This is a genomic window from Sphingomonas sp. ACRSK, assembly GCF_022346685.1.
In the GTDB taxonomy this organism is placed as follows: Bacteria; Pseudomonadota; Alphaproteobacteria; order Sphingomonadales; family Sphingomonadaceae; genus Sphingomonas; species Sphingomonas molluscorum.
In genome coordinates this window covers 78,738-103,260 of sequence record NZ_JAKRNR010000001.1, presented here as the reverse complement: position 1 = coordinate 103,260, position 24,523 = coordinate 78,738, and the positions used below count along the sequence as shown (strand labels likewise).

Here is a 24,523-nt window from a genome sequence, read left to right as displayed (position 1 = left end):
GCGGATGGACGCCCATCCCGACACGCTGGCGCGGATCGCCGCTGCACTCGAACGGCTCGCACCGCCGCCGCCGCCCGCTGCCGATCCGCTCGCCCATCCCGCCTATCTGTGGGACGGAACGGTGCTGAAGGCGGCGCGCGCGTTCGATCCGCTGCCGATCGCGCTGCTGTCGGGCATGGAGGCGCAGAAGGCGAGCTTCGTTGCGAACCTCCAGCGGCTGGCCGGCGGCATCGCGGCGCAGGACGTGCTGCTGTGGGGTGCGCGCGGCACCGGCAAGTCGGCGCTGGTGAAGAGCGCCGTCGGTGCCGTGCAGGCGGAAGGTGCGGCGCTGGCGCTGGTGGAGGTGGTGACGCCGCGGCTGGAGACGCTGCCGGCGCTGTTCGCGGCGATCGCCGGCGCGGGGCGGGCGTTTGCGATCTTCCTGGACGACCTCGGCTTCGAGCATCCGGGCGAGGCGCGCGCGCTGCGTTCGCTGCTCCAGGGTGGGGCGGAGGCGCGGCCGGCCAACGCGCGGCTGGTGGTGACCTCCAACCGCCGGCACCTGATGCCGCGCGACTTGGCCGAGCAAGCGAGCGCGATCAATCCGCGCGATTCGATGGACGACAGCCTGGCGCTCGCCGACCGTTTCGGGCTGAGCCTGGGATTCCATGTCGTCGATCAGGACGCCTATCTGGCGATCGTCGCCGGCTATTGCGCGACCCACGACCTGCCGTTCGATCCCACCGATGCGGTGGGCTGGGCGACGCGCCGTGGCAGCCGCTCGGGCCGCATCGCGTGGCAGTATGTCACCGACCTAGCGGGCCGGCACGGGCGCGCGTTGTAGCGCTGGCTTGCTGAAGGGGCTGCCGCCTGGGCGACAACGGCGGCCTTCCGGACTGGGCCCCGGCCTTCGCCGGGGTACGTACGTTTTGGGGTCGGGCGCCGTCCGCCGCGGCACCGTGCTCCTGCGCAGGCAGGAGCCTAGAGCCACAAGCGCTGTCGTCTGTCACCCTGGGCTCCTGCCTGCGCAGGAGCACGATTATCCCGCCAGCGCCTCGGCCTGCTCGGCGAGTTCCAGCCAGCGTTCCTCGGCCGCATCCTTGTCGGCGCGCGCCTTGGCGACGCTGGCCATCAGCGTGTCGAATTTCTTGGGATCGCGGGCATAGAGGTCCGGATCGGCCAACGCCGCCTCGTCCCGCGCGATCGCCTGCTCCAGCTTTTCGATCTGGCCGGGCAGCAGGTCGTAGTCGCGCTGGTCCTTGTAGCTGAGCTTGGTCGGCTTGGTCCGCACCGGCTCGGCGGCGGGAGCCGCCTTTGGCTTGCGCTCCACCTTGGGCTTGCGGCGCGCTTCCCAGTCGGCATAGCCGCCGACCACCACGTCGACCGTTCCCGATCCGTCGAGCCCCAGCGTCACCGTCACGGTGCGGTCGAGGAAGTCGCGGTCGTGGCTGACGATCAGCACGGTGCCGGCATAGTCGCCGATCACCTCCTGCAACAGGTCGAGCGTCTCCAGATCGAGGTCGTTGGTCGGCTCGTCGAGCACCAGCAGGTTCGAATGCCGCGCGAACTCGCGCGCCAAGAGCAGCCGCGAGCGCTCGCCGCCCGAGAGCGTACCGATCTTGGCCTCGGCGATGCTGGGGTCGAACAGGAACTCCTTCAAATAGCCGTGGACGTGCTTCTTCACGCCCAGCACCTCGATCCAGTCGCCGCCGTCGGCGAGCACGTCGCGCACGCGCTTTTCCGGCGCCATCAGCTTGCGCTGCTGGTCGATGACAATGCCGTCGAGGGTCTTGGCGCGGGTGATCTTGCCCGAATCCGGTTCCAGCTCGCCGGTCAGCATGCGCAGCAGCGTGGTCTTGCCGGCGCCATTGCCGCCGACGATGCCGATGCGGTCGCCGCGGCGTACGCGCAGCGAGAAGTCCTTGATGACGGTGCGGTCGCCGAATGCCTTGGTGACGTGCTCGGCGTCGATGACGACCTTGGTCTTGGTGTCGTCGCTCTCCACCGCGAGCTTGGCAGTGCCCTGCGGCCCCGTCATCGCTGCGCGTTCGGCGCGCATCTTGTGCAGCGCCTCCAGCCGGCCCTGGTTGCGCTTGCGCCGTGCCGTCACGCCGCGGTGGAGCCAATGCTCCTCGATCTTGAGCTTGGCGTCGAGCTTCTCGGCGGCGCGCTGCTCCTCGGCCTGCACCGTCTCCATCCACGCATCGAAGCCGCCGAAGCCGATCTCGTTGCGGCGGATCGTCCCGCGGTCCAGCCACAGCGTCGAGCGCGTGAGCCGGGTCAGGAAGGTACGATCGTGGCTGATCGCGACGAAGGCGCCCGAAAAGCGGCCGAGCCATTCCTCCAGCCACTCGATCGCGGACAGGTCGAGGTGGTTGGTCGGCTCGTCGAGCAGCAGCACGTCGGGGTTCATCGCCAGCGCGCGCGCAATGGCCGCGCGGCGCCGCTCGCCGCCGCTGGCGGTTGCCGCCTCGCGCGACAGGTCGATGCCGAGCTGGTCGGCGATCGCCTCTACCTCGTGGGTCGCCGCCGCATCCTCGCCGTGGCAGGCGAAGTCGTGGAGCGTCGCAAAGCCCGAGACGTCGGGGTCCTGCTCCAGCAGCACGACGCGCGTGCCGGGCACCACCGTCCGGCGACCCTCGTCGGAATCGAGCGTGCCGGCGATCAGCCGCAGCAGCGTCGACTTGCCTGCGCCGTTGCGGCCGATCAGCGCCAGCCGGTCGCGCTGGCCGATATGGAGGTCCAGGCCGCGGAACAGCCAGCCGGATCCCTGGATCAGGCCGAGGCCTTCGTAGCTCAAGATGGGTGCTGCCATGGGCGGCAGGTAGGCGGCCGCTGCGGACGGGGCAAGTTGCCGCCGTGCAACACTTGCCCGCCCGGCCATATTCATAGGCTATTCAACGCGCTCCCCCTATGCCAACCAGCATGAAGATGTTGGTTCGAGCCGGTCTCTGCGTGTGCGCACTGCTGCCTGTGGCAGCGGATGCTGCGCCCGTGGCCGGCATGCAACGCCATCGGGGCGACCAGGAAGCGGCGATGGAAGGCCGCAAGCAGGGCCGCATCCTGCCCCTGCGCGAGATCGAGCGGCGGGTCACCGGCAAGATCCGCGGCGCACAATATCTCGGCTTCGACTTCGATGCCGGCACTGCCATTTACACGCTCAAGTTCCTGCGCGATGGAGCCGTGATCTGGGTCGATGTCGACGGCCGCACCGGTGAGATCGTCGGCCGGACGGGAAAATAGAGCCTTCGCGAAAGGGTGGAAATGCGCGTTCTGATCGTCGAGGACGAACCGAATCTGGGCCGCCAGCTGCGGGCCACGCTGGAGGGCGCCGGCTATGCCGTGGACCTCGCCACCGATGACGAGGAGGGGCATTTCCTGGGCTCCACCGAAACCTATGACGCGATCATCCTCGACCTCGGCCTGCCGGAAGTCGACGGGCTTACCGTGCTCGATCGCTGGCGCAAGGAAGGGCGCACCGCACCCGTTCTCGTGCTGACCGCGCGCGACAGCTGGTCCGACAAGGTGGCGGGGCTCGATGCGGGTGCCGACGACTATGTCGCCAAGCCCTTCCAGACCGAGGAGCTGATCGCGCGGTTGCGCGCGCTGATCCGCCGCGCGTCGGGCAATGCTTCGGCCGAGCTGATCGCGGGCGACATCCGCCTCGACACGCGATCGGGCAAGGTCACCAAGGCGGGCGAGCCGGTGAAGCTCACCGCGCAGGAATATAAGCTGCTGAGCTACCTGATCCATCACAAGGGCAAGGTGGTCAGCCGCACCGAACTGATCGAGCACATCTACGACCAGGACTTCGACCGCGATTCGAACACAATCGAGGTGTTCGTGACGCGGATCCGCAAGAAGCTGGGATCGGACGTGATCACCACCATCCGCGGCCTCGGCTACAGCCTCGACGAGCCGGGCGCACCTGCGCCGATCGCGTGATGCGGGGCCGATGAAGGCAACGTTGCAATGAAACCCTGGGGCGGCCTGCTCGATACCTGGGCTGCGCGCCACGACAAGGCGGCTATGCCGGTGCAGCCGGGCCCGGGCGACCCGCCCCCGCGCAGCTATGTGCGGGTGACGGGCTCGCTCAGCCGCCGCATGATCCTGATCGCGGCGGTATGGATCCTAGTGCTGCTGTCCGGCGGTGGTTTTGCGCTCGACCGGGTGCTGACTTCGGCGATCACGCGCAATTTCGACGACCAGCTGGACTATCTGCTGACCTCGATGATCGTCACGGCCGAGATCGGGTCGGACGGGGAAGTCGTGTTCAACCGCAACCTTGGGGACCAGCGCTTCCTGGAGCCCGGTTCCGGCCTGTACTGGCAGGTGAGCGGCAAGGGGTTCGAGCCGTTTCCGTCGCGGTCGCTGTGGGATCGCAAGCTGCCCGAGGGGGACCCGCATCACGACAAGGAAATCCACACCTACGACAGCAATGCCTTCCCGGACGAGAAGCTGCGCATCGTCGAACGTGACCTGACGCTGCCCGGATCGCCGGTGCGCTGGCGCTTCCAGGTGGCGGAATCGCGCGACGTGCTGGACGCGCAGATCGACGCGCTGCGCCGTACGCTGATCCGCAGCTTCCTGCTGCTGGGGCTGGGGCTGATCGTGATGGCGGCGCTGCAGACCTGGTACGGCCTGCTACCCTTGCGCAAGCTGCGCTACGCTATCGCCCGGCTGCGCAGCGGCGAGGCGGCGCGGCTGGAGGGCGCGATGCCCGCCGAGGTCGCGCCGATGGTCGAGGAGCTCAACGCGCTGGTCGAGCACAACGACCGGCAGGCGGAGGAGGCGCGGCGTCACGCCGGAAACCTCGCCCATGCGCTCAAGACGCCGCTGACCGTCATCATGAACGCCGCGGCGGCCGGGCAGGACGATCTGGCGGCGACGGTGATCCGCGAGGCGCGCACGATGCGCCGGCAGGTCGATCACCACCTCGCCCGCGCGCGTGCGGTGGGGCGGCGCGGCAGCGCCCACAGCCGCGCCGAAGTGTGGCCGTCGGTGGAGGCGGTCGAGCGCGCGGTCAGCCGGCTCTATCCCAACGTGCGGGTCGATGTGGATGGCGCGCGCGATCTGATCGCGCGGATCGAACGTCAGGACCTGGATGAGATCCTGGGCAACCTGGTCGAGAACGCCGCCAAATACGGGGGCGGCAGCGTGTTCGTGACGGTGCGCGCGGACATGGGCTTTGCCGAGATCCTGGTCGAGGACGACGGCGTCGGCATTCCGGAGGCCGATCGCCAGCGCATCTTCGACCGCGGCGTCCGGCTGGACAGCGGCAAGCCGGGCACCGGCCTAGGCCTCGCGATCGTGCGGGACGTGGCCGAAATCTACGAAGGTACGGTCACGCTGGAAGAGAGCGAGGACCTGGGCGGATTGCTCGTGCGGCTGCGCCTCCCCGCCTTCGGCTAATACCCGGCGGCGGCACGACGCATCTCAAAAGACGCGAAGGCCCAGCCGACGCGCGGCCGCTGCATAGTTCCGCATCCCTTCGAACGCCTTGTTCGTGAGCGCGATATAGGCGCGGCGGCGGTCCAGCGGGTCGTCCTCCCGCTCGAACAGCCCGGCCTCGATCATGGTCGTGATCCAGCGTAGCGCCGTCGTTGGCGGGACCGCGGCAGCGATGCACAGGCTGGAGACCGATACCGACACCCGCTCCAGGCGCGCCGCCATCAGGTCGAGCAGCATGTCCCAGGCCGGATCCGCAAAAAGCTGCGGATCGAAGAACTGCGCGCGCAGCCGGCGTGCACGGATCTGTGCGCGGATTGCGGCCGGCTGCGGCAGCGGCTCCTCCTCCGACAGCTTGGCCGTGCCACCCGTATCCGGGCCGGAGCCGTCCAGCAGCTCCGGCTCGGCATTGTAGCCGTCGCGATCCTGCGCCTGTCCCTTCGCGCTCGCGAAGGTGAGGCGCGTCAACGCCTCGGCAATGCGGGCGACTTCTTCACTCAGCCGCCGGATGCGTTCGCCGTCGGTCTCGGTCGCGCCCGCATATTGGATCGTCGGCCGGCATCCCGCGATCGCGAGCGCGGAGACTCGTTCGGACACGTCTGGGGCGCACAGCATCTGCACGTCCGCCACGGAGGTCTGGGCGACGGCCTGGTCCAGTTGTGCCGGCGTGAAGCAGACGATCAGCCGAGAGCCGGCCCAGGCGCGGATCTCCTCGCCCCACTGCAGCAGCGCTTCCAGCTCGGCGGGTGACGCCGGTGCGGCCTCGATCAACAGGATGTCGTGCCCAGGCAGGTCCGACGGCCGCGGCAGGTCGCCGAAGCCGCCGCGCCCGATCACGTGCGCGCCGGCCAGCGCTGCCGCGTCTGCTGCCGCCTGGCTCTGAGCGGCGTCCTGGGCGACGATGAAGAGGGCCGCGGGGTGATGAAAGCCCTGTGCGCTGCTCGGGGCATCCGCCGGAGACCCGAACGCGTGGGAAGACGATCCAAGCATGACAGGCCCCCAACCGTGTACCGGACGTTAAGCATCCGCTATGGAGCCTTGTCTGGCATAGAAGCGGGGCAGTATCAATCGAGTGCCTTGACGATCTCTTCTGTCATCTTCTTGGCGTCGGCCAGGAGCATCATGGTGTTGTCCATGTAGAACACCGGGTTGTCCACGCCGGCATAGCCGACGCCGCCCATCGAGCGCTTCACGAACAGCACCGTCTTGGCCTTTTCCACGTCCAGGACGGGCATGCCGTAGATGGGCGAGCTCTTGTCGGTCTTGGCCGAGGGATTGGTGACGTCGTTGGCGCCGATCACGAAGGCGACGTCGCTCTGCGCGAACTCGGCGTTGATGTCCTCCAGCTCGAACACCTCGTCATAGGGGACGTTCGCCTCGGCCAGCAGCACGTTCATGTGGCCCGGCATGCGGCCGGCGACCGGGTGGATGGCGTATTTGACGCGGACGCCATGCGCCTTGAGCTTGTCCGCCATCTCGCGCACCGCATGCTGCGCCTGGGCGACCGCCATGCCATAGCCGGGGACGATGATGACCTGCTCGGCCTGGCTCATCAGGAAGGCAGCGTCCTCGGCAGAGCCACGCTTCCACGGGCGGTCGATCGCTTCGCCGCCGCTGGCGCCGCCGCTCTCGGCCCCGAAGCCGCCCGCGATGACGCTCAGGAAGCTGCGGTTCATCGCGCGGCACATGATGTAACTCAGGATCGCGCCCGACGAGCCCACCAGCGCGCCGGTGATGATCATCGCGCTGTTGCCGAGGGTGAAGCCCATCGCGGCGGCCGCCCAGCCCGAATAGCTGTTCAGCATCGACACCACGACCGGCATGTCGGCGCCGCCGATCGGGATGATGAGCAGGAAGCCGACCAGAAAGGCGAGCAGCGTGATCGCCCAGAACATCCACGGCGCCTGGGTCTCGAAAAAGCCCGCGATCAGCGCCAGGATCGCGCCCAGCACGGCCAGGTTGAGGATGTGGCGGCCCGGCAGCAGGATCGGCTTTCCCGACATGCTGCCGTTGAGCTTGAGGAAGGCGATCACGGAGCCGGAGAAGGTGATCGCGCCGATGGCGGCGCCCAGCGTCATCTCGATCCGGCTGACCGGGTGGATGGCCGCGAATGGCTGGCCGATCATCGGCACCACCAGCTCGGCGATGCCGAAGGCGACCGGGTTCAGGAAGGCGGCGCAGGCGACCAGCACGGCGGCGAGGCCGACCAGCGAGTGGAAGGCGGCGACCAGCTGCGGCATCGCCGTCATCGCGATCCGTCGGGCGGTGGTGAGGCCGATGACCGCACCGAGCGCGATGGCGCCCAGGATCTCCAGCAGCGTGAGCATGTCGATGCGCGCAAACAGCGGGCCGGTCGCGGCGATGGCTCCGGTGGGGTCCGCCAGGACGAGGCCGATTGTTTGCACGGGCAGGTGCGTCACCAGCGTGGTGACGACGGCCAGGCCCATGCCGATCATCCCCAGCCGGTTGCCGCGACGCGAGGTGGCGGGGGAGGACAACCCGCGCAGCGCGAGGATGAAGCACACGCCCGAGATCAGATAGGCCAGCGCCACCCAGGGGTTTACCGAAGCCGTATGTTCCATCCTGAACCCCCTTTCCGTCCCCCCGGCGAAGGCCGGGGTCCATCTTTCCACCTGCGCGTGTCGCACGATGGATCCCGGCCTTCGCCGGGATGACGACCTAGTGCCTGGCGGCCGTGTCCGGCCGCTCCTTCTTCTTGTACATGGCCAGCATCCGCTCGGTGACCGCGAAGCCGCCGAAGATGTTGATGCTCGCGAGAACGACGGCGAGCAGCCCGAGCCATTTGGCGCCGGGTGCGCCCGCAGCCGCAGCCGCGACCAGCGCGCCGACGATGATGACGGACGAGATCGCGTTGGTGACCGCCATCAGCGGCGTGTGCAGCGCCGGGGTGACCGACCACACCACATAATAGCCGACGAAGCACGCCAGCACGAAGATCGACAGGATCGAGACGAAGTCCATGGCCTTGCCCTTTCGTCAGCGGCTCGCGGGGATCGCGCGCAGGCAGGCCTCGAACGCCGCCATTGCCGCCGGGTCCCCGTCCGCGACCGTCACCCATTCCCCGTGCGACGCGACCGCACCGCCGAGCATCAGATTGTCCTGGTGGCCGAAGTCTTCCACCACTGCGTCCGCATCGCCGCCGACCAGCGCGCGCATGCGCGTCGCGAAATCCTCGCCGCTCGACGAATAGCCGTAGATCGGCCGCTCGAGCGCGGCAAAGAAGCCGAGCTCGAAGGCGGTGCCGGCGTCGGCGCCCGGCCCGCGGAACGGCGTCAGATTGGCGACGATCGCATCGGCCGAGCGCATCAGGGCGAGGTTGGCGCGATAGATCGCCACGCCTTCCTGGAAGCTGCCGCTGGCCGACGGGCTCGCCTCGACATCGAAGGGAAAGATGCCTTCGAAGCCGTACTCGGCGCACAGGGCGAGCTTGGCCCGGGCGATCACGGGCGCGTCGCTCAAGAACACGTCGGGACCGGCAAGATAGAGGCGCCTGGGCATGCGGGGCGTCAGGCCTGGAGCAGCCGGGGGTGCACCACGGCGCCCCCGCGGGTCAGGCGGATGCCCTGGGTGACCTCGTCCTCGTCCGGGAGCACCGGGCGGCCCGCTTCCTTGTCCCAATAGGCGGAGAGGAAGTTGTAGAGGTTGCGGGCGAACAGCGCCGAGGCGTCGGCGGCAAGGCGGCTCGGCACGTTGCGGTGGCCGAGGATGCGCACGCCGTGGCGCTCCACCACCTCGCCGGCGACCGCGCCCTCGACATTGCCGCCCTGCTCGACGGCGAGGTCCACGACGATGCTGCCCGGGCGCATCGTCTGGAGCTGCGCATCGTTGATCAGCCGCGGTGCCGGGCGGCCCGGGATCAGGGCGGTGGTGATGACCACGTCCTGCTTGGCGAGGTGGCTGGAGACGAGTTCGGCCTGCGCCATCTGATACTCGGGCGACATCTCGGTGGCATAGCCGCCCGAACCTTCGCCCTCGATGCCGGCGACATTCTCCACGAAGATCGGCTTGGCGCCGAGCGACTGGATCTGCTCCTTCGTCGCCGAGCGCACGTCGGTGGCGGAGACCTGCGCACCCAGGCGCCGGGCGGTGGCGATCGCCTGGAGACCCGCGACGCCCACGCCCATCACGAAGACGCGCGCGGCCGAGACGGTGCCTGCCGCCGTCATCATCATCGGAAAGGCACGGCCGTACGCCGCGGCCGCATCGATCACCGCCTTGTAGCCGGCGAGGTTCGATTGCGAGGAGAGGATGTCCATCGACTGGGCGCGGGTGATGCGGGGCATCCACTCCATCGCCAGCGCCTCGATCCCGAGCGCGGCATAGCCGTGGACCCGCGCGCGCTCGCCAAAGGGATTGAGGCCGGCGACCAGCCATGCGCCCGGCTTGATGCCCGTGAGCGACTCGGGCGCCGGGCCCTGCACCGCCAGCACGACATCGGCATCGGCCAGCACTTCGGCGCGGCTGCCGAGGGTCGCCCCCGCGGCGGCATAGTCCGCGTCGGCGACCGAGGCCGAACGCCCGGCGCCCGCCTCCACCGCGACGCGGGCGCCCAGCTGGACGAACTTCTTGACCGTCTCGGCCGTGGCGGAGACCCGCCGCTCGTCCGGAGCGGCTTCGGACAGGACGGCGATCTTCATCAGGCGGCGATCAGCCAGACGACCAGCGCGGCGAGCAGGAGTACGATGATCGTTCCCCATTTCACCAGCGTGAGGAATCCGTTGTACGTGTCCTTGTGCGCGCTCAGGTCACCATTGCCGGCCATCCTCGGATCCCCTGTCGTCTGCTGTTGGACGGAGCTTAGCTTCGCCGCCGGGAACCGCCAACCCCTGCCAACCGGCGGGCTTAAGCGGGCCTTTACCGTCGTGCTATAGCCACGGCGCGACGAGACTTGGGGAGTCGGGAATGACGCGCAATGGCCAGCGCCTGCTGATGGTGATTGACGACGACCCTGCGCAGCGCCGCCTGATCTCGGTGATCGCCGCGCGGCGCAGCTGGCGGACGATCTTTGCGGACGATGTCGATTCGGCCCTGGAGACGCTCGCAACGCCGGAAGGGCTGGCGCTCGATGCGATCCTGCTCGACCATCGATTCCCGGATACGGAAACGGAACTCGCCGGCCTGATTGCGGCGCTGCGCCGCAACCGGCCGGCGCTACCCCTGCTGATGCTGACTGCCGATGGCTCGGTCGCGCAGGCGGTGGCCGCGATGCGGGCGGGCGCCAGCGACTTCCTGGTCAAGCCGCTCGTCCCCGAACGGCTGCTCTCCGCCCTCGACGCGGCGGCGGGCGCCGGCGACACGGGCGAACTCCGGCCGCTTGCCGAAAAGCTCTCCATGCCGCTCGCCTTCGACGAGGTCGTGGGGTCGGCTCCCCAGTTCCGCGCGGCACTCGCGATCGCGGCTAAGGCCGCGCGCGCACGCGTGCCGGTGCTGGTCGAGGGCGAGAGCGGCGTCGGCAAGGAAGTGCTGGCAGAGGCGATCCACGCCGCGTCGCCGCGCGCGCGCCGCCAGATGGTGCACTTCAACTGCGGCGCAATCCCGGCCAACCAGATCGAAAGCGCGCTGTTCGGACACGAGAAGGGCGCCTTCCCCGGCGCCTTCGAACGCCGCATCGGGCGATTCGAGGAGGCGGACGGCAGCACGCTGTTCCTGGACGAGGTCGGCGAAATGCCGCTCGCGGTGCAGGCGAAGCTGCTCGACGCGATCGTGTCAGGGGAGGTGCGACCGATCGGCGCATCCTATGCGCGCAGCGTCGACGTGCGCGTGATCGCGGCGACCAACCGCACGCTCGCCGACGAGGTGGAGGCCGAACGCTTCCGGGAGGATCTCTATTACCGCCTCAACGTCGTCCAGCTGACGATCCCGCCCCTGCGCGAGCGTCCGGGCGACGTGGCCCCGCTTGCCCGCCACCTGCTGGCGCGGATCGGACGGCAGCCGGGGCTGCGGCAGCTTGGCATCACCGACGACGCGCTGGCGCTGCTTGCCGGCTACGACTGGCCGGGCAACGTGCGGCAGCTCCAGAACGCGCTCTTCCGCGCGGCGGTGCTGTGCGAGGGCGATGCGCTGACGCGTGCCGATTTCCCGCAGATCGCCCAGCTATCCGACGAGGAGACGATCCGTCGCCCCGCGCCGGTGCGCCCGACCGAGGCAGGGGTGACGCTGTTCCGGCCCGACGGCAACCTGCGCGCGCTCGACGAGATCGAGGCCGATGTGATCCGGCTGGCGATCGGCCATTATCGGGGGCGCATGAGCGAAGTCGCCCGCCGCCTCGGCATCGGTCGCTCGACGCTCTATCGCAAGCTGGGCGAACTGGGGATCGACCAGAGCGCCGCCTGACGCCCGTTCAGAGGCATTTTCCGGGGCCGTCCGCGGCGGCGCGGGCGCGGTCGTTCTGGTCGGCGCCGGGACGAATCTTGGCGGACAGGCAGGGCGTACGCTCCAGCGACACCGGCAGCAGGTAGGAGGTCGGCCTGGTTGGCTGGTCGAAGTTCTCGACCACGTCGTAGCGCAGGATCAGCGCATCGGGGCGGAAGCTGCCGTCCTGCTCGCGCCCACGCCATTCGATCCGCTTGCCCAGCTCGCTGAAGCCGCCGCTGGTGACGGACGAGAGGCGCAGGTTATGCTCGCGCCCGCCCGAGACGAGCAGGAGGTTCTGGCGCCCGTCGGCTTCGACCAGCTTCAGCCGATAGTCGCCGAGGCCAGGGCAGCTCGATTCGGAAAAACCCGCCTCGTCCGGGGCCGAGCGTAGCACCCGGCAGTCGGAGAGGCTGGTGTAGCGCGACACGCGGCCCGCGGTGGACGAAGTCGCGGTTGCGGCTGGCGTGGGCGTCGGCGCGTCGCTGCTCGGCACGGGCGTCGCAGGTGCCGGGGGAGCTGGGGTCGGTGCAGGGGTTTCCTCAGCGACGGCGGCGTTGGGCGCCGCCTCCTCGGGCGTCTGGTCGCCGCCGCACGCACACAGGCAGGTCAGCGCCAGCAGGGGAAGGAAGGTCCGCATGGGGGAGTAACGGTGGGCGGGGGCGATGGCTCCATCCTCAACCTGCGAGCGCCGTGTCGCGCAGGCCGCGCCACACCCGCAGCGCCTGCACCGTTTCCGGCACGTCGTGGACGCGGATCAGCTGCGCGCCCATGTCCGCGCCTTTCAGCGCCAGCGTGAGCGAGCCCCCCAGCCGCTGGTCTGCCGGCGCCTCGTTCGCAAGCGCACCGATCAGCCGCTTGCGACTGGCACCGAGCAGGATCGGGCAGCCGAGGCCGTGGAAGATCGCGAGCTCGTTCAGGAGCGCGAGGTTTTCGGCAAGCGACTTGCCGAAGCCGATGCCGGGATCGACGAGGATGTTGGCACGGTTGACGCCCCCGGCGACCACCGCCTCGATCCGCTCGTCCAGCCAGTCGAATACGTCGGTGAGCACGTTGCGATATGCCGGGCGGGCATGGCCACCGGTTGCCGGGTCGGGCGAGTGCATCAGCACCACCGGGGAACCGGCGTGGGCCACCACCTCCAGCGCGCGCGGGTCGAACAGCAGGGCGGCGACGTCGTTGACGATGTGCGCGCCTGCCGCCAGCGCCGCCTCCATGACGGCGGCCTTGCGCGTGTCGATCGAGACAGGCGTGCCGCTTGCGGCCAGGCGCTCGATCACCGGCACGACGCGGGCGATCTCGTCGCCTTCCCAGACGGTGGCGGCGCCGGGGCGGGTCGATTCGCCGCCGACGTCGATCAGCGCGGCGCCTGCCTCCGCCATGCGGTGGCCGGTGGCGGCGATCGTTTCCGGGTCGCTGCCGTTGCGGCCGCCGTCGGAGAAGCTGTCGGGCGTGCAGTTGAGGATGCCGGCGACCAGCGGCTGGTCCAGGCGCAGCACGCGCTCGCCACAGGCGATCGGGGCACGGTGCGCGGTGATGCGGGCGTGTAGGGTCTGCAGTCGATCGGCCTGGGTGCTCGATACGCTCTCGAGCAGCCGGGGGAAATCGGATAGCGGAACGGTCGCTCGGAGGCCGGGGGCGAGCAGTTCATAGGCAGCGAACCACTGCATGCCGCCCGCCAGCCGTTCGGCCTCGCCGTCGAGCGCCACGGGCGTGTCGATCAGCTGGACGGGTCGGAGGTGGAGGCGGGCATCGGGGGCGATCGGAGGGACGGTCATGGCCTGCTTTCGCGCAGGCTCGCGTCTGTCGCAACCGGCGGAAGGCCGTGCTCCTGCGGAGGCAGGAGCCTAGAGCGGCAACCGCCGGCGTTCGTGGCCCTGGGCTCCTGCCTGCGCAGGAGCACGGTTCTATGGAACGTCGCTGGCCTTAAGGCTGCGTTGCCAGCAGGTACGTCTGCCGCAGCGTGTCGATCGCCTGGAGGCGACCCTCGCTCTCGTGATGCCAGAAGGTCCAGCCGTTGCAGGACGGCGCGCCCTGGAGCGTGGCACCGAGCTTGTGGATCGAGCCCGTCTCGACGCCGCAGGCGAGCGAGCCGTCGGCGCGCACCACCGCCTGGAAGCGGCGCTTGGCGTCGGTCAGCACCATGCCCGGTGCCACCATGCCGTTTTCGACCAGCGTGCCGAAGGCGACGCGCGGCGTGCCCTTGGGTGCCTGCATCGTACGCAGCGACGATTCGTCGAGCGGCAGCGCCTCGGCGATGCGCTGGGTGGCGGCATCGATGTACACGCCCTCGCGCTCGATGCCGATCCAGCGGCGGCCCAGCCGCTTGGCGACGGCGCCGGTGGTGCCGGTGCCGAAGAAGGGGTCGAGCACGACGTCACCGGGATGGGTGGCGGCCAGCAGCACGCGATAGAGCAGCGCCTCCGGCTTCTGGGTCGGATGGACCTTGTGCCCGTCCTTCTTCAGCCGCTCCGGCCCACCGCAGATCGGGAATTCCCAGTCGGAGCGCATCTGCAGCTCGTCGTTCAAGGTCTTCATGCTGCGATAGTTGAAGGTGTACTTCGACTTCTCGCCCATCGACGCCCAGATCAGCGTCTCGTGCGCGTTGGTGAAGCGGGTGCCGCGGAAGTTCGGCATCGGGTTGGCCTTGCGCCAGACGATGTCGTTGAGGATCCAGAAGCCCAGGTCCTGGATCGTCGCGCCGACGCGGAAGATGTTGTGGTAGCTGCCGATCACCCAGATGGTGCCGTCCGGCTTCAGGATGCGGCGCGCCTCGGCCAGCCAGTCCTTCGTGAAGCGGTCGTAGCTCGCGAATGAATCGAACTTGTCCCATTCGTCGGTGACGGCGTCGACATGGCTGCCGTCCGGGCGGTTGAGGTCGCCGCCGAGCTGGAGGTTGTAGGGCGGGTCGGCGAAGATCATGTCGACGGATGCGGTCGGCAGTGCGCGCATGTGCGCGATGCAGTCGCCTTGCAGGATGGTGTCGAGCGGCAGCGCCGCGCGCGGTTCCGCCATCGCCGTCTTCGGCGACCGCGTCCGCACCTTCTCCAGCACCCCCATCGATTCACGCCCCCTTGTTGTTGCCCACACTCCTGCGGATCGGCGGAGTCGGGTCAAGCAAACATTTATTTACCAGATTCCCCCGCGATTCCGCGGAGATGCGCGGCAATGCGCCCGGACCGAAGATATTGAGTCTGTACCCGCTGCCACGCCCCACCACTGGTGGGTGTGGCGCAAAGGACTCAGCCGACGGTTTCCAGCGGCAGCCACGCTTGCGCGACCGGCGCGAACGAACGGCGGTGCAGCGGCGTGGGGCCGAGCGACTTGAGCGCCTCCAGATGCGCCTTGGCCGAATAGCCCTTGTTGGAGGCCCAGCCATAGCCGGGATGACGGGCGTCGGCCTCGATCATGATCATGTCGCGGTGGTGCTTGGCGACGATCGAGGCGGCCGCGATCGACAGGCACAGCGCATCGCCGCCGACCAGCGCGCGCGAGGGGTGGGGCCAGTCGGGGCAGCGGTTGCCGTCGACCAGCACCATGCCGGGCGCCACCCCCAGCGCGTCCACGGCGCGGTGCATGGCGAGCATGGTGGCCCAGAAGATGTTGATCTGGTCGATCTCTTCGACGCTGGCGATGCCGATGCCGACCTTGGCGCAGGCGAGGATCTCCGCACACAGCCGTTCGCGGCGCAGCGCCGTCAGCGCCTTGGAATCGTCGATGCCATCGGGAATGCAGTCGGGGTCGAGCACCACCGCGGCAGCGACAACCGGGCCGGCAAGCGGGCCACGGCCGGCCTCGTCCACGCCCGCGACGGGGCCGGGGTGCAGGCGTTCATGAGAGTAATCAGGCATTTGCGATGCGCCATGGCGGAAACCGCCGCATCTCGCCAGCCTGGTAGAGACAAACGGCATTGCCCGCGGGATCGGTGAGGCGCGCCTCGCGCCAGCCCCAGGGCTGCTCGACCGGTTCCTGGGTGAAGGCGACGCCCTGCTGGCGCAGGTAGCGGACCGCGATGTCGAGGTCGCCGACCTCGAAATACACGGTCGGGCGGTCGGTGCCCTCGGCCATTTCGATCGAGAAGGTCACGCCGCCCTCACTCTCGAAGCGCGCATAGCGGCGGCTGGAACGGACGATCTGGCGCAGGCCGAGCATCCGGTAGAAGCGCTCGCTTGCGGCGAGGTCGGTCGCGGGCACCGTCACCTGGTTGAGCATCGGCGACCATCGGCTGGCATTGAGGTCGAGCCGCACGCCCTGCTGCCCCATGGGCCCGTGGCCGTCGCCGAGCGGTTCGGCTCCCAGCATTGCGATCCGCACGAAGCGCCGGGCGCGGGCGATCGCCTCGGCGAGGTTCCACTCACCGGCGAGGCCGCAGGCGATGGCGGTGGAGAGGGTGCAGCCGGTGCCGTGCGTCGCGGTGCTGTCGATGCGGGGATCGCTCCATTCGAGCACGGGCGGGGCGCCGCTTTCTGCCGGATAGAGCCGGTCGATCACCGTAGGCCCGTCGTCATGGCCGCCCTTGGCCAGCACGGCGCAGCCGTGGGCGGCCGCGAGCCGGCGCGCGGCCTCCGCCCGGGCCTCGACCGTCGGGAGGGCCGCACCGGCGAATGCCTCGAGTTCCGGGATGTTGGGCGTGACCACGGTCGCCCGGTCCATCAGCCGCTCGAACGCGGCGATGGTGGCGGTGTCCGCCAGTCGAGCGCCGCTGCTCGCCACCATCACGGGATCGAGCACCACCGGCACGCCGGGGAGCTGTTCGAGCCGTTCCGCAAGCGCGAGTGCGGTGCGGGCCGAGCCGATCATGCCGATCTTCACCGCGTCGACGCCAATGTCGGAGACGACCGAATCGATCTGCGCCAGCACCATGTCGGTCGGGATCGGGTGGACGCCGTCGACGCCCAGCGTGTTCTGGGCGGTGATCGCGGTGATCGCGGTCATGCCGTGGCCGCCGAGCATGGTGACGGTCTTGAGGTCCGCCTGGATGCCGGCGCCACCGCCCGAATCGGATCCGGCGACGATCAGGATGCGGGGGATCGTCACGCCGCGTACCGCCGCTCGGTGGAGGCGGGATGGTCCCTCAGCGCCTTGCCCACGCGGGCGGGCCGGTCGAGCAGCTCCCCGCCGCAATTGGGGCACTGCTCGTCCAGGTCGTCTGCGCATTCCGCGCAGAAGGTGCATTCGGACGAGCAGATGAACGCGCCGCCCTGGTCGGCAGGCAGGTCGGTGCCGCAGCGCTCGCAATCGGGCCGCATCTCCAGCATCAGGCGGCCGCCTTCTGCACGGCGTCGCAGATGCGGGTCACCACCGCTTCCACCTGCGCGCGATCGTCGCCCTCGGCCATCACCCGGATCACCGGCTCGGTGCCCGACGGGCGGATGACCAGCCGGCCGCGGCCGGCCAGTTCGGCCTCGGCTGCGGTGATGATGTCGGTGACGCGCGCATCCTCCAGCGGCTTGCCGCCCGCGAAGCGGACGTTGCGCAGCAGCTGGGGCAGCGGATCGAAGCGGTGCAGCACCTCGCTTGCCGGGGCGCCGGCGCGGGTGACTTCGGCGAGCACCTGGAGGGCTGCGACCAACCCGTCGCCGGTGGTCGCATAGTCGGACAGGATGATGTGGCCCGACTGTTCGCCGCCGACATTATAGCCGGACGCGCGCATCTTCTCGAGCACGTGGCGGTCGCCGACCTTGGTGCGCACCATGCCGAGCCCTTGCGCGGCGAGATGGCGTTCGAGGCCGAGGTTGGACATGACGGTGGTGACGAGGCCGCCGCCCTTCAGCCGGCCCTGGCGTGCCCAGCCCGCGGCGATGGTGGCCATCAGCTGGTCGCCGTCGATCACCCGACCGGTCTCGTCGACCACGATCAGCCGGTCGGCGTCACCGTCGAGCGCGATGCCGATTGCGGCGCCGGACCCGATGACGGTTTCGCTGAGCGTGGCGGGTGCGGTCGAGCCGACGCCGTCGTTGATGTTCTTGCCATTGGGGGTGACGCCGATCGCCACCACCTCGGCCCCTAGCTCCCACAGCGCGGAAGGGGCGACCTGATAGGCGGCGCCATTGGCGCAATCGACCACGACCTTCAGCCCGTCCAGGCGCAGTTCCTCGGGGAAAGTGGACTTGGCGAAGTGGATGTAGCGGCCCCGTGCGTCCTCGACCCGGCGGGCGCGGCCGATCTCGGCCGAAGGTGCGAGCGGGACCTGCCCGTCGATCAGCGCCTCGATCGCCGCCTCGTCGGCATCGGAAAGCTTGAAGCCGTCCGGGCCGAACAGCTTGATGCCATTGTCCGCGTAGGGGTTGTGGCTCGCCGAGATCATCACGCCCAGGTCGGCGCGCATCGAGGTGGTGAGCATCGCCACCGCCGGCGTCGGCATCGGCCCCACCAGCACCACGTCCATGCCGACCGAGGTGAAGCCGGCGACCATGGCGTTTTCGAGCATATAGCCCGACAGGCGCGTGTCCTTGCCGATCACCACGCGGTGGCGGTGGTCGCCCCGGCGGAAGTGCGCGCCGGCGGCCATGCCGACCTTCATCGCCATCTCGGCGGTCATCGGCGACTGGTTGGTGGCGCCGCGAATGCCGTCGGTGCCGAAATATTTTCTTGCCATCGGCTCAGCTGCCCTCAGGTTGTGCCGCTCGTGATCGGCGTGGATAGCGCGCGTTTTGACGAAGGGCGAGCATGTCGCAAGCGGCGCGTATTCTGACCGGACTGGTGGCGGGGCTGGCGCTGGGGGTGATCCTCGCCGCCCAGGCGCCCGGCACCGCGGTCGCAGGCATCGCCTGGGCGGAGCCGATCGGCACCGCCTGGCTCAACGCGCTGCGCATGACGATCGTCCCGCTGGTGGTCGCGCTGCTGGTGACCGGCGTCGCCCAGACCGCGGAAGCCGCGCGCGCCGGCCGGATCGCGACCCGATCGATCCTGTTGTTCGTCGTGATCCTCTGGACCTCCTCGGCATTGGGCGCAGGCGTCACCCTGGGGCTGCTCGACTGGTTTCCGCTGTCGGACACGGCAGCCGGCGCCCTGCGCGGGACCTTCGGCCAGGCGGGGCCCACGGCGGAGGTTCCGCCCTTCACCCAGTTCCTGGTCGCGATCGTGCCGACCAACCCGATCGCAGCCGCGGCGAACGACCAGTTCCTGCCCCTGATCCTGTTCACCCTGGTGTTCGCCTTTGCGCTCACCCGGCTTTCGGGTGAATCCCGGCAGTTGCTGGTGCGGCTGTTCCAGGGGCTCGCCGACACGATGCTGATCGTGATCCGCTGGGTGCTGTGGCTCGGGCCTGTCGGCGTGTTCGCGCTCGGCTATGTCGTCGGCGCGCGGGCGGGTACGGCCGCCTTCGGGGCGCTGGTGCACTATGTGCTGATCGTGATGGCGGTCGGCATGGTGGTGTGGCTGCTCGCCTATCCGCTGGCGATGCTCGGCGGACGCGTGTCCCTCGGCCGCTTCCTGCGCGCGACCGCGCCGGCCCAGGCGGTGGCGATCAGCACCCAGTCTTCGCTCGCCTCGCTGCCGGCGATGCTGCGCGGATCCGAGGAGGCGGGGGTGCCCGTCGCCACCTCCGGCGTGGTGCTGCCGATGGCGGTGGCGCTGTTCCGCGCGACCGGGCCGGCGATGAACGTCGCGGTCGCGGTCTATGTCGCGCATGTCTTCGGCGTGCACCTGGGCGCCGGGCAGATCGCGGCCGGCATCGCTGCCGGCGCGATCACGACCATGGGTGCGGCGAGCCTGCCGGGCCAGATCAGCTTCGTCTCGTCGATCGCGCCGATCGGCATCGCCATGGGCGTGCCCGTCGAGCCGCTCGCGCTGCTGGTGGCGGTCGAGACCTTCCCCGACCTGGTCCGCACGCTCGGTAACGTGACCATGAACCTGGCGGTGACCAGCGTCATCTCCGAGAGGGTCGCGGGCGGTGCTGCGCGGTCCGGGTCGGACGCCGTGCTCGCGGGGGATGAGGTGCCGGCTCGGTAGAGCACGGACCCGCTCATCCTTCCCGTGCTCCCGCGAAAGCGGGAGCCCAGGGTTTCTAAATGCTCGCCTGCGTTGCTCTGCTTGGCCCTGGATTCCCGCCTGCGCGGGAATACGGCATCGCGCGTTCGTTCGAGGCAGAGTTCCTGGTCTGCCTCAGCGCATCAGCACCAGTTCCTCGGCCATGCTCGGGTGGAGCGCCACCGTCTGGTCGAAGTCGTCCTTGGTGAGGCCCGCCTTCACCGCGATCGCAGCGGCCTGCAGGATCTCGGGCGAGTCCGGGCCGATCATGTGCAGCCCCACGACCCGGCCAGTCTCGCTCTCGCAGATCATCTTGTAGAGCGCGCGCTCGTTGCGGCCGGCGAGCACGTTCTTCATCGGGCGGAAGTCGGACTGGTAGACCTTCACCGAGCCGAGCTTGTTCTTGGCCTGCGCCTCCGTCATGCCGACGCCGGCCATCGGCGGGTGGCTGAACACGGCGGCGGGAATGTTCTCGTAATCGACGCGGTGCGGCTTGCCGCCGAACACCGTGTCGGCGAACGCCTGCCCCTCGCGGATCGCCACAGGCGTCAGCTGCACGCGGTTGGTGACGTCGCCCACCGCATAGATGCTGTCGCAGCTCGACTTGCTGTCCGCGTCGACCTTGATCGCGCCCTTGTCGTCCAGCTCGACCCCGGCCGCCTCGAGCCCGAGCCCTTCGGTGTTGGGAACGCGGCCGGTGGCGAACAGCACGCAATCGACCGTGATCGGCTCGTGGTTCGACATGGTGACGGTGAGGCAGCCGTCCTCGCCCTTTTCGATGCCTTCGAACTCGGCATGGAAGCGGAAGTCGATGCCCTTGAGCATCGAGATCTGGAGCAGCCGGTCGCGGATCGATTCGTCATAGCCGCGCAGGATCACGTCGCTGCGGTTGATGAGCGTGACCTTGCTGCCGAACTCGTTGAAGATGCCGGCGAACTCGTTGGCGATATAGCCGGCGCCCGCAATCAGGATGCGCTTGGGCACCGCGTCGAGGTGAAACGCCTCGTTGGAGGTGATGCCATGCTCATGGCCGTGGCAAACGGGGATCGCCGGGCGCGCGCCGACCGCCACCAGGATCTTGCCGGCGGTGATCGTGCGGCCGGAGGCCAGCGTCACCGAATGGGGACCTGAGACGGTGGCGCGCTCGCCGATGATCTCGACGCCATGGTTGGTGAGCGTGGCGGTATAGGCCTTGTTGATCCGGTCGACCTCACTCAGCACATTGTCGCGAAGCCGCGGCCAGCTGAACGCGCACGGCTCCGGCACGTCCCAGCCGAACTGCTTGGCATCGCGCAGGTCCTCGGCGAAGTGCGCGCCGTAGACGAGCAGCTTCTTGGGCACGCAGCCGCGGATCACGCAGGTGCCGCCGACCCGATATTCCTCGGCGATCGCCACCTTGGCGCCATGCGCTGCCGAGACGCGTGCGGCCCGCACGCCGCCGGAGCCCGCACCGATGACGAAGAGGTCGTAGTCGAAGTTTGCCATGATGCTCGCCTGCAGAAAGGGGCGCGGGTGGGCGCGAAGGAACTGCCTCTATAACGCGGGATCGGCGTGAGGGTGGCGCAATGCCTTCCTCACGCCGATCGGCTGCGTCGATCAGCCGGCGAGACCGGCGCGGCGGAGCAGGTCCGTCGTGGACGCGTCGAACGCCTGGCCGCCCTTGTCCGCCGCCTTGGCCATTTCCTTGCCGAGCTCGACGCCGAACTGGTCGAACGGGTTGATGCCCAGCAGTGCCGCGCTGACGAAGGTGCGGTGCTCGTAGAAGGCGATCAGCGCGCCCAGCGTGCGGGCGTCCACCTGGTCCAGCAGCAGCGTCGACGACGGGCGGTCGCCCGGATAGGCGCGCGCCTGGTCCTCGTTGTCGCGCCCCGCCATCAGCGCCGCGCCCTGGGCCAGCGCATTCAGCAGCAGCTGGCGGTGGTGCGCTTCGCTCAGCAGATCGCCGGGCTCGATCGCGGCGATGAACTCGACCGGCACCAGGTGGGTGCCCTGGTGGAGCAGCTGGAACACCGCATGCTGCGCGTCGGTGCCGACGCCGCCCCAGGTGATCGGTGCGGTCGGGCGGGTGACGGGCGTGCCGTCGGCGGTCACCCGCTTGCCGTTCGACTCCATCTCCAATTGCTGGAGATAGGAGGGCAGCAGCCGCAGCCGCTCGTCATAGGCGAAGGTGGCGCGGGTCTCGGCGTGGCGAACCTGGGTGTAGTAGAGGTCGGCAAAGGCCGCGAGCACCGGCGCGTTGCGCAGCGGCTCGGCGAGGCGGAAGTGGCGGTCCATCTCGGCCGCGCCCTCCAGCAGCTCCTCGAACACGTCCCAGCCAAGGCCGATCGCGGCCGGGAAGCCGATCGACGACCACAGCGAGTAGCGGCCGCCGACGCTTTCCGAGAAGGGAAGCACGCGGGTCTCGTCGACGCCCCATGCGATCGCCTGCTCGGGGTTCGCCGTCAGCGCGATCACCTTGCCATAGGGGTCCGCGACGCCATTCTCGGTCATCCAGCCGATCGCGCTCTCTGCATTGAGCATCGTCTCGGTGGTGGTGAAGGTCTTGGACGCGATCACCAGCAGGGTTGCATCGGGATCGAAATCCTCGATCGCTTCCTCCAGCGCGAGGCCATCGACGTTGGAGACGATCGCCACGTCATAGCGGTCCGAATCGCGGCCGAGCGCGTCCATCAGCAGGTCCGGGCCGAGCGCCGAGCCGCCGATGCCGATGTGCAGCACGTGCCGGATCGGGCCCAGTGCGTCGGCTTCGATCGCGTCGATCAGCGCGCGCATGCGGGCGTGGAAGCCGCGCGCCTGGGCGACGCTTTCCGGATGGCCTTCGCCGCGCTGGGCCGCATGCTCGGCGGCGCGGCCCTCGGTCACGTTGACCGGCTCGCCCGCGAACAGCGCGTCCCGGCGTGCGGCGAGGCCGGCGGCATCGGCCAGCTGCACGAACGCCTGGAGCCCGGCTGCGTCGAGGTGCGTCTTGGACCAGTCGAAATGAATACCGGCGACGTCGAGCGTCAGCGCCTCCAGCCGATCCGGCTCGGCTGCGAACAACTCGGTCAGGCGCTTGGGCGCCAGTGCCTCCACGGCCTGCCAGGCGGTGTCCGTCATGCGTTTTCTCCTTCAAGCCGTCGTCGTGGCGCGACCTAGCGCGGCACAGGCCGCTCCGCTACTCCCCAACAGCCTGGGTTGACGTGGGCAGGAGTCCCCCGCACAGCAGGCGCCATGGCCAGCAAACCCGCCGCCCGTCGCCAGCGCTCCGAACTGCGCGAGACGGTGCTGTTTTTCGTGAAGCTCGCGATCTTCGTGTTCGTGATCCGCAGCTTCTTCTTCTCGCCCTTCAACATCCCGTCGGGCTCGATGCTCCCGCGGTTGCTGGTCGGCGACTATCTGTTCATCACCAAGTGGAACTACGGCTATTCGCGCCACAGCCTGCCGTGGAGCCTGCCGCTGATCCCCGGCCGCGTATTTGCGAGCACGCCCGAGCGCGGCGACGTGGTGGTGTTCAAGGCACCGCCGACCGCCGAGGACAATTGGGTCAAGCGCGTGATCGGCCTGCCGGGCGACCGCGTGCAGATGCAGCGCGGCCAGCTGTTCTTGAACGGAAAGCCGATCCCGAAGCAGCGTATCGCCGATTTCGTGCTGCCGGTGTCGCCGAACTTCGGCTGCCAGTTCGAGTTCCAGGACGAGGACGCGGCCGGCAAGCCGATCTGCCGCTATCCGCAGTTCGAGGAGACGCTCCCCAACGGCAAGCGCTATCGCGTGCTCGACCAGGCGGAGACGCCCGCCGACGACACCGGCGTCTACACCGTGCCTGCGGGGCATGTCTTCCTGATGGGCGACAACCGCGACGACAGCGCCGACAGCCGCTTCCCGGCGATGCCCAACCAGGGCATCGGCTTCGTGCCGATGGCAAATCTGGAGGGCAAGGCCGTGGTCAACTTCTGGTCGACCGACGGCAGCGCGCAGTGGCTGCTGCCCTGGACCTGGGTCAGCGCCGCGCGCTTTGATCGGATCGGGGAAGGCTTCTGAGCACGCCCCCGCTCGCCCCCTGGATCGCCGCCACCTTCGGCCGCGACGACCTGCCGCTGCCGCTGTTCGAGCGGGCGGTGACGCATGGCAGCCATGCCGGGGAAAGCTACGAACGACTCGAGTTCCTGGGCGATCGCGTGCTCGGCCTGCTGATGGCGGAGTGGCTGTTCGAGCGTTTCCCCGACGAGCCCGAGGGCAAGCTGTCGCGGCGGATCAACGCGCTGGTGACGGGTGCGGTGTGCGCCGAACTGGCACGCGAACTGGGCGCGGTGCCGCACCTGCGCCTGGGCAAGCAGGCGCGCGACGACGGCGCGACGCAGAGCGACAATGTGCTGGGGGACGTGATGGAGGCGCTGATCGGCGCCTTCTACCTGGAGGCGGGGCTGGAGGCGACGCGCGGCTTCGTGCGCCGGATCTGGGCCGATCGCATCGAAACGCAGGTCCGCGCGCCCAAGCACCCCAAGTCCGCGCTTCAGGAATGGGCCGCCGCAAACGACCGGCGCCCGCCCGAATATACGGTGGTCGATCGCTCCGGACCCGGCCATGCGCCGCGGTTCACGGTCAAGGTGTCGATCGGCAAGCTCGCCGAGGCGTCCGCGCAGGGTACGTCCAAGCAGGAGGCGGAAACCGCCGCCGCCAAGGCGCTGTTGCGCCAGCTGGAGCGTTGACGCGACAGCGGTGGCTTGCACGGCCGGGCTTCGCGGCCCACGATTTCTCTCTTAGCATTTAGGCTCGC

At 69.3% G+C, this 24,523-nt stretch carries 24 protein-coding genes; 8 read left to right on the top strand and 16 right to left on the bottom strand.

Annotated features, from left to right (window positions below):
* Positions 1-4 precede the first annotated feature (4 nt).
* The gene (locus MHZ35_RS00545) at positions 5-823 is read left to right on the top strand and encodes a DUF815 domain-containing protein (protein ID WP_239433907.1); all 819 of its coding nucleotides are present in this window, start codon (positions 5-7) and stop codon (positions 821-823) included.
* 195 nt (positions 824-1,018) lie between these two features.
* Here MHZ35_RS00545 and MHZ35_RS00540 read toward each other — a convergent pair whose 3' ends face one another.
* A complete protein-coding gene (locus MHZ35_RS00540; RefSeq protein ID WP_239433906.1) occupies positions 1,019-2,794 on the bottom strand; it encodes an ABC-F family ATP-binding cassette domain-containing protein in 1,776 nt (591 codons plus the stop codon).
* A gap of 188 nt (positions 2,795-2,982) precedes the next feature.
* Between MHZ35_RS00540 and MHZ35_RS00535 the strand changes: the two genes are divergently transcribed.
* From MHZ35_RS00535 to MHZ35_RS00525, 3 genes are all read left to right on the top strand, one after another.
* Positions 2,983-3,222, top strand: a complete 240-nt coding sequence (locus tag MHZ35_RS00535) for a hypothetical protein (protein WP_239433905.1) — start codon at positions 2,983-2,985, stop codon at positions 3,220-3,222.
* 21 nt (positions 3,223-3,243) lie between these two features.
* Positions 3,244-3,924, top strand: coding sequence for a response regulator transcription factor (locus MHZ35_RS00530; RefSeq protein WP_239433904.1), 681 nt, complete (start codon positions 3,244-3,246; stop codon positions 3,922-3,924).
* A gap of 84 nt (positions 3,925-4,008) precedes the next feature.
* Entirely contained in the window at positions 4,009-5,391 is a 1,383-nt protein-coding gene (locus MHZ35_RS00525; RefSeq protein ID WP_132883000.1) for a sensor histidine kinase, read from the top strand.
* 24 nt (positions 5,392-5,415) lie between these two features.
* Here the strand turns inward: MHZ35_RS00525 and MHZ35_RS00520 are convergent, their stop codons facing one another.
* The 6 genes from MHZ35_RS00520 to MHZ35_RS00495 all read right to left on the bottom strand — a co-directional run bounded on the left by MHZ35_RS00520 (position 5,416) and on the right by MHZ35_RS00495 (position 10,210).
* Positions 5,416-6,417 carry a MarR family winged helix-turn-helix transcriptional regulator gene (locus tag MHZ35_RS00520; RefSeq protein WP_239433903.1) on the bottom strand — a complete coding sequence of 334 codons (1,002 nt, stop codon included), beginning with the start codon at positions 6,415-6,417 and terminating at the stop codon, positions 5,416-5,418.
* 74 nt (positions 6,418-6,491) lie between these two features.
* Complete coding sequence (locus tag MHZ35_RS00515; RefSeq protein WP_239433902.1) at positions 6,492-8,009, bottom strand: NAD(P)(+) transhydrogenase (Re/Si-specific) subunit beta; 1,518 nt, start codon at positions 8,007-8,009, stop codon at positions 6,492-6,494.
* A 97-nt stretch (positions 8,010-8,106) separates the two neighbouring features.
* Positions 8,107-8,409: an NAD(P) transhydrogenase subunit alpha gene (locus MHZ35_RS00510; RefSeq protein ID WP_125962137.1), complete on the bottom strand. Its 303-nt coding sequence runs from the start codon at positions 8,407-8,409 to the stop codon at positions 8,107-8,109.
* Positions 8,410-8,424: 15 nt separating this feature from the next.
* Complete coding sequence (locus MHZ35_RS00505; RefSeq protein WP_239433901.1) at positions 8,425-8,946, bottom strand: nucleoside 2-deoxyribosyltransferase; 522 nt, start codon at positions 8,944-8,946, stop codon at positions 8,425-8,427.
* Positions 8,947-8,954: 8 nt separating this feature from the next.
* Positions 8,955-10,085: a Re/Si-specific NAD(P)(+) transhydrogenase subunit alpha gene (locus tag MHZ35_RS00500; protein ID WP_239433900.1), complete on the bottom strand. Its 1,131-nt coding sequence runs from the start codon at positions 10,083-10,085 to the stop codon at positions 8,955-8,957.
* Positions 10,085-10,210 (bottom strand): aa3-type cytochrome c oxidase subunit IV, encoded by a 126-nt coding sequence (locus MHZ35_RS00495; RefSeq protein ID WP_125962140.1) that lies wholly within the window; start codon positions 10,208-10,210, stop codon positions 10,085-10,087. Before MHZ35_RS00495 ends, MHZ35_RS00500 begins: the two co-directional genes overlap by 1 nt.
* Positions 10,211-10,350: 140 nt before the next feature.
* On the opposite strand from MHZ35_RS00495, the gene MHZ35_RS00490 reads away from it, so the two are divergent.
* The gene (locus MHZ35_RS00490; protein WP_132882881.1) at positions 10,351-11,781 is read left to right on the top strand and encodes a sigma-54-dependent transcriptional regulator; all 1,431 of its coding nucleotides are present in this window, start codon (positions 10,351-10,353) and stop codon (positions 11,779-11,781) included.
* Positions 11,782-11,788: 7 nt separating this feature from the next.
* Here MHZ35_RS00490 and MHZ35_RS00485 read toward each other — a convergent pair whose 3' ends face one another.
* From MHZ35_RS00485 to glmM, 7 genes are all read right to left on the bottom strand, one after another.
* Positions 11,789-12,439 (bottom strand): hypothetical protein, encoded by a 651-nt coding sequence (locus MHZ35_RS00485; protein WP_239433899.1) that lies wholly within the window; start codon positions 12,437-12,439, stop codon positions 11,789-11,791.
* Positions 12,440-12,476: 37 nt separating this feature from the next.
* The gene (gene folP / locus MHZ35_RS00480; RefSeq protein WP_239433898.1) at positions 12,477-13,577 is read right to left on the bottom strand and encodes a dihydropteroate synthase; all 1,101 of its coding nucleotides are present in this window, start codon (positions 13,575-13,577) and stop codon (positions 12,477-12,479) included.
* Positions 13,578-13,725: 148 nt separating this feature from the next.
* Positions 13,726-14,859, bottom strand: coding sequence for a site-specific DNA-methyltransferase (locus MHZ35_RS00475; protein WP_274615550.1), 1,134 nt, complete (start codon positions 14,857-14,859; stop codon positions 13,726-13,728).
* 182 nt (positions 14,860-15,041) lie between these two features.
* A complete protein-coding gene (locus MHZ35_RS00470) occupies positions 15,042-15,650 on the bottom strand; it encodes a ribonuclease HII (protein ID WP_239433896.1) in 609 nt (202 codons plus the stop codon).
* On the bottom strand, positions 15,643-16,836 hold the full coding sequence (thiD, locus tag MHZ35_RS00465) for a bifunctional hydroxymethylpyrimidine kinase/phosphomethylpyrimidine kinase (RefSeq protein ID WP_239433895.1): 1,194 nt from the start codon (positions 16,834-16,836) through the stop codon (positions 15,643-15,645). Before thiD ends, MHZ35_RS00470 begins: the two co-directional genes overlap by 8 nt.
* Positions 16,833-17,057: a DUF1272 domain-containing protein gene (locus tag MHZ35_RS00460; protein ID WP_239433894.1), complete on the bottom strand. Its 225-nt coding sequence runs from the start codon at positions 17,055-17,057 to the stop codon at positions 16,833-16,835. Before MHZ35_RS00460 ends, thiD begins: the two co-directional genes overlap by 4 nt.
* Complete coding sequence (gene glmM, locus MHZ35_RS00455; RefSeq protein WP_125959481.1) at positions 17,057-18,397, bottom strand: phosphoglucosamine mutase; 1,341 nt, start codon at positions 18,395-18,397, stop codon at positions 17,057-17,059. Before glmM ends, MHZ35_RS00460 begins: the two co-directional genes overlap by 1 nt.
* Before the next feature lie 71 nt (positions 18,398-18,468).
* Here glmM and MHZ35_RS00450 point away from each other — a divergent pair, with 71 nt between their 5' ends.
* Entirely contained in the window at positions 18,469-19,752 is a 1,284-nt protein-coding gene (locus MHZ35_RS00450; RefSeq protein WP_239433893.1) for a dicarboxylate/amino acid:cation symporter, read from the top strand.
* 153 nt (positions 19,753-19,905) lie between these two features.
* Here MHZ35_RS00450 and gor read toward each other — a convergent pair whose 3' ends face one another.
* Together gor and pgi are read right to left on the bottom strand one after the other, a co-directional pair.
* Positions 19,906-21,255, bottom strand: a complete 1,350-nt coding sequence (gene gor, locus MHZ35_RS00445; RefSeq protein ID WP_239433892.1) for a glutathione-disulfide reductase — start codon at positions 21,253-21,255, stop codon at positions 19,906-19,908.
* Between the two features lie 111 nt (positions 21,256-21,366).
* Complete coding sequence (gene pgi / locus MHZ35_RS00440) at positions 21,367-22,866, bottom strand: glucose-6-phosphate isomerase (protein ID WP_239433891.1); 1,500 nt, start codon at positions 22,864-22,866, stop codon at positions 21,367-21,369.
* Positions 22,867-22,980: 114 nt separating this feature from the next.
* Between pgi and lepB the strand changes: the two genes are divergently transcribed.
* Both lepB and rnc read left to right on the top strand, forming a co-directional pair.
* Positions 22,981-23,787 (top strand): signal peptidase I, encoded by an 807-nt coding sequence (lepB, locus tag MHZ35_RS00435; RefSeq protein WP_239433890.1) that lies wholly within the window; start codon positions 22,981-22,983, stop codon positions 23,785-23,787.
* On the top strand, positions 23,784-24,455 hold the full coding sequence (rnc, locus tag MHZ35_RS00430; protein ID WP_425336664.1) for a ribonuclease III: 672 nt from the start codon (positions 23,784-23,786) through the stop codon (positions 24,453-24,455). Before lepB ends, rnc begins: the two co-directional genes overlap by 4 nt.
* Positions 24,456-24,523 lie beyond the last annotated feature (68 nt).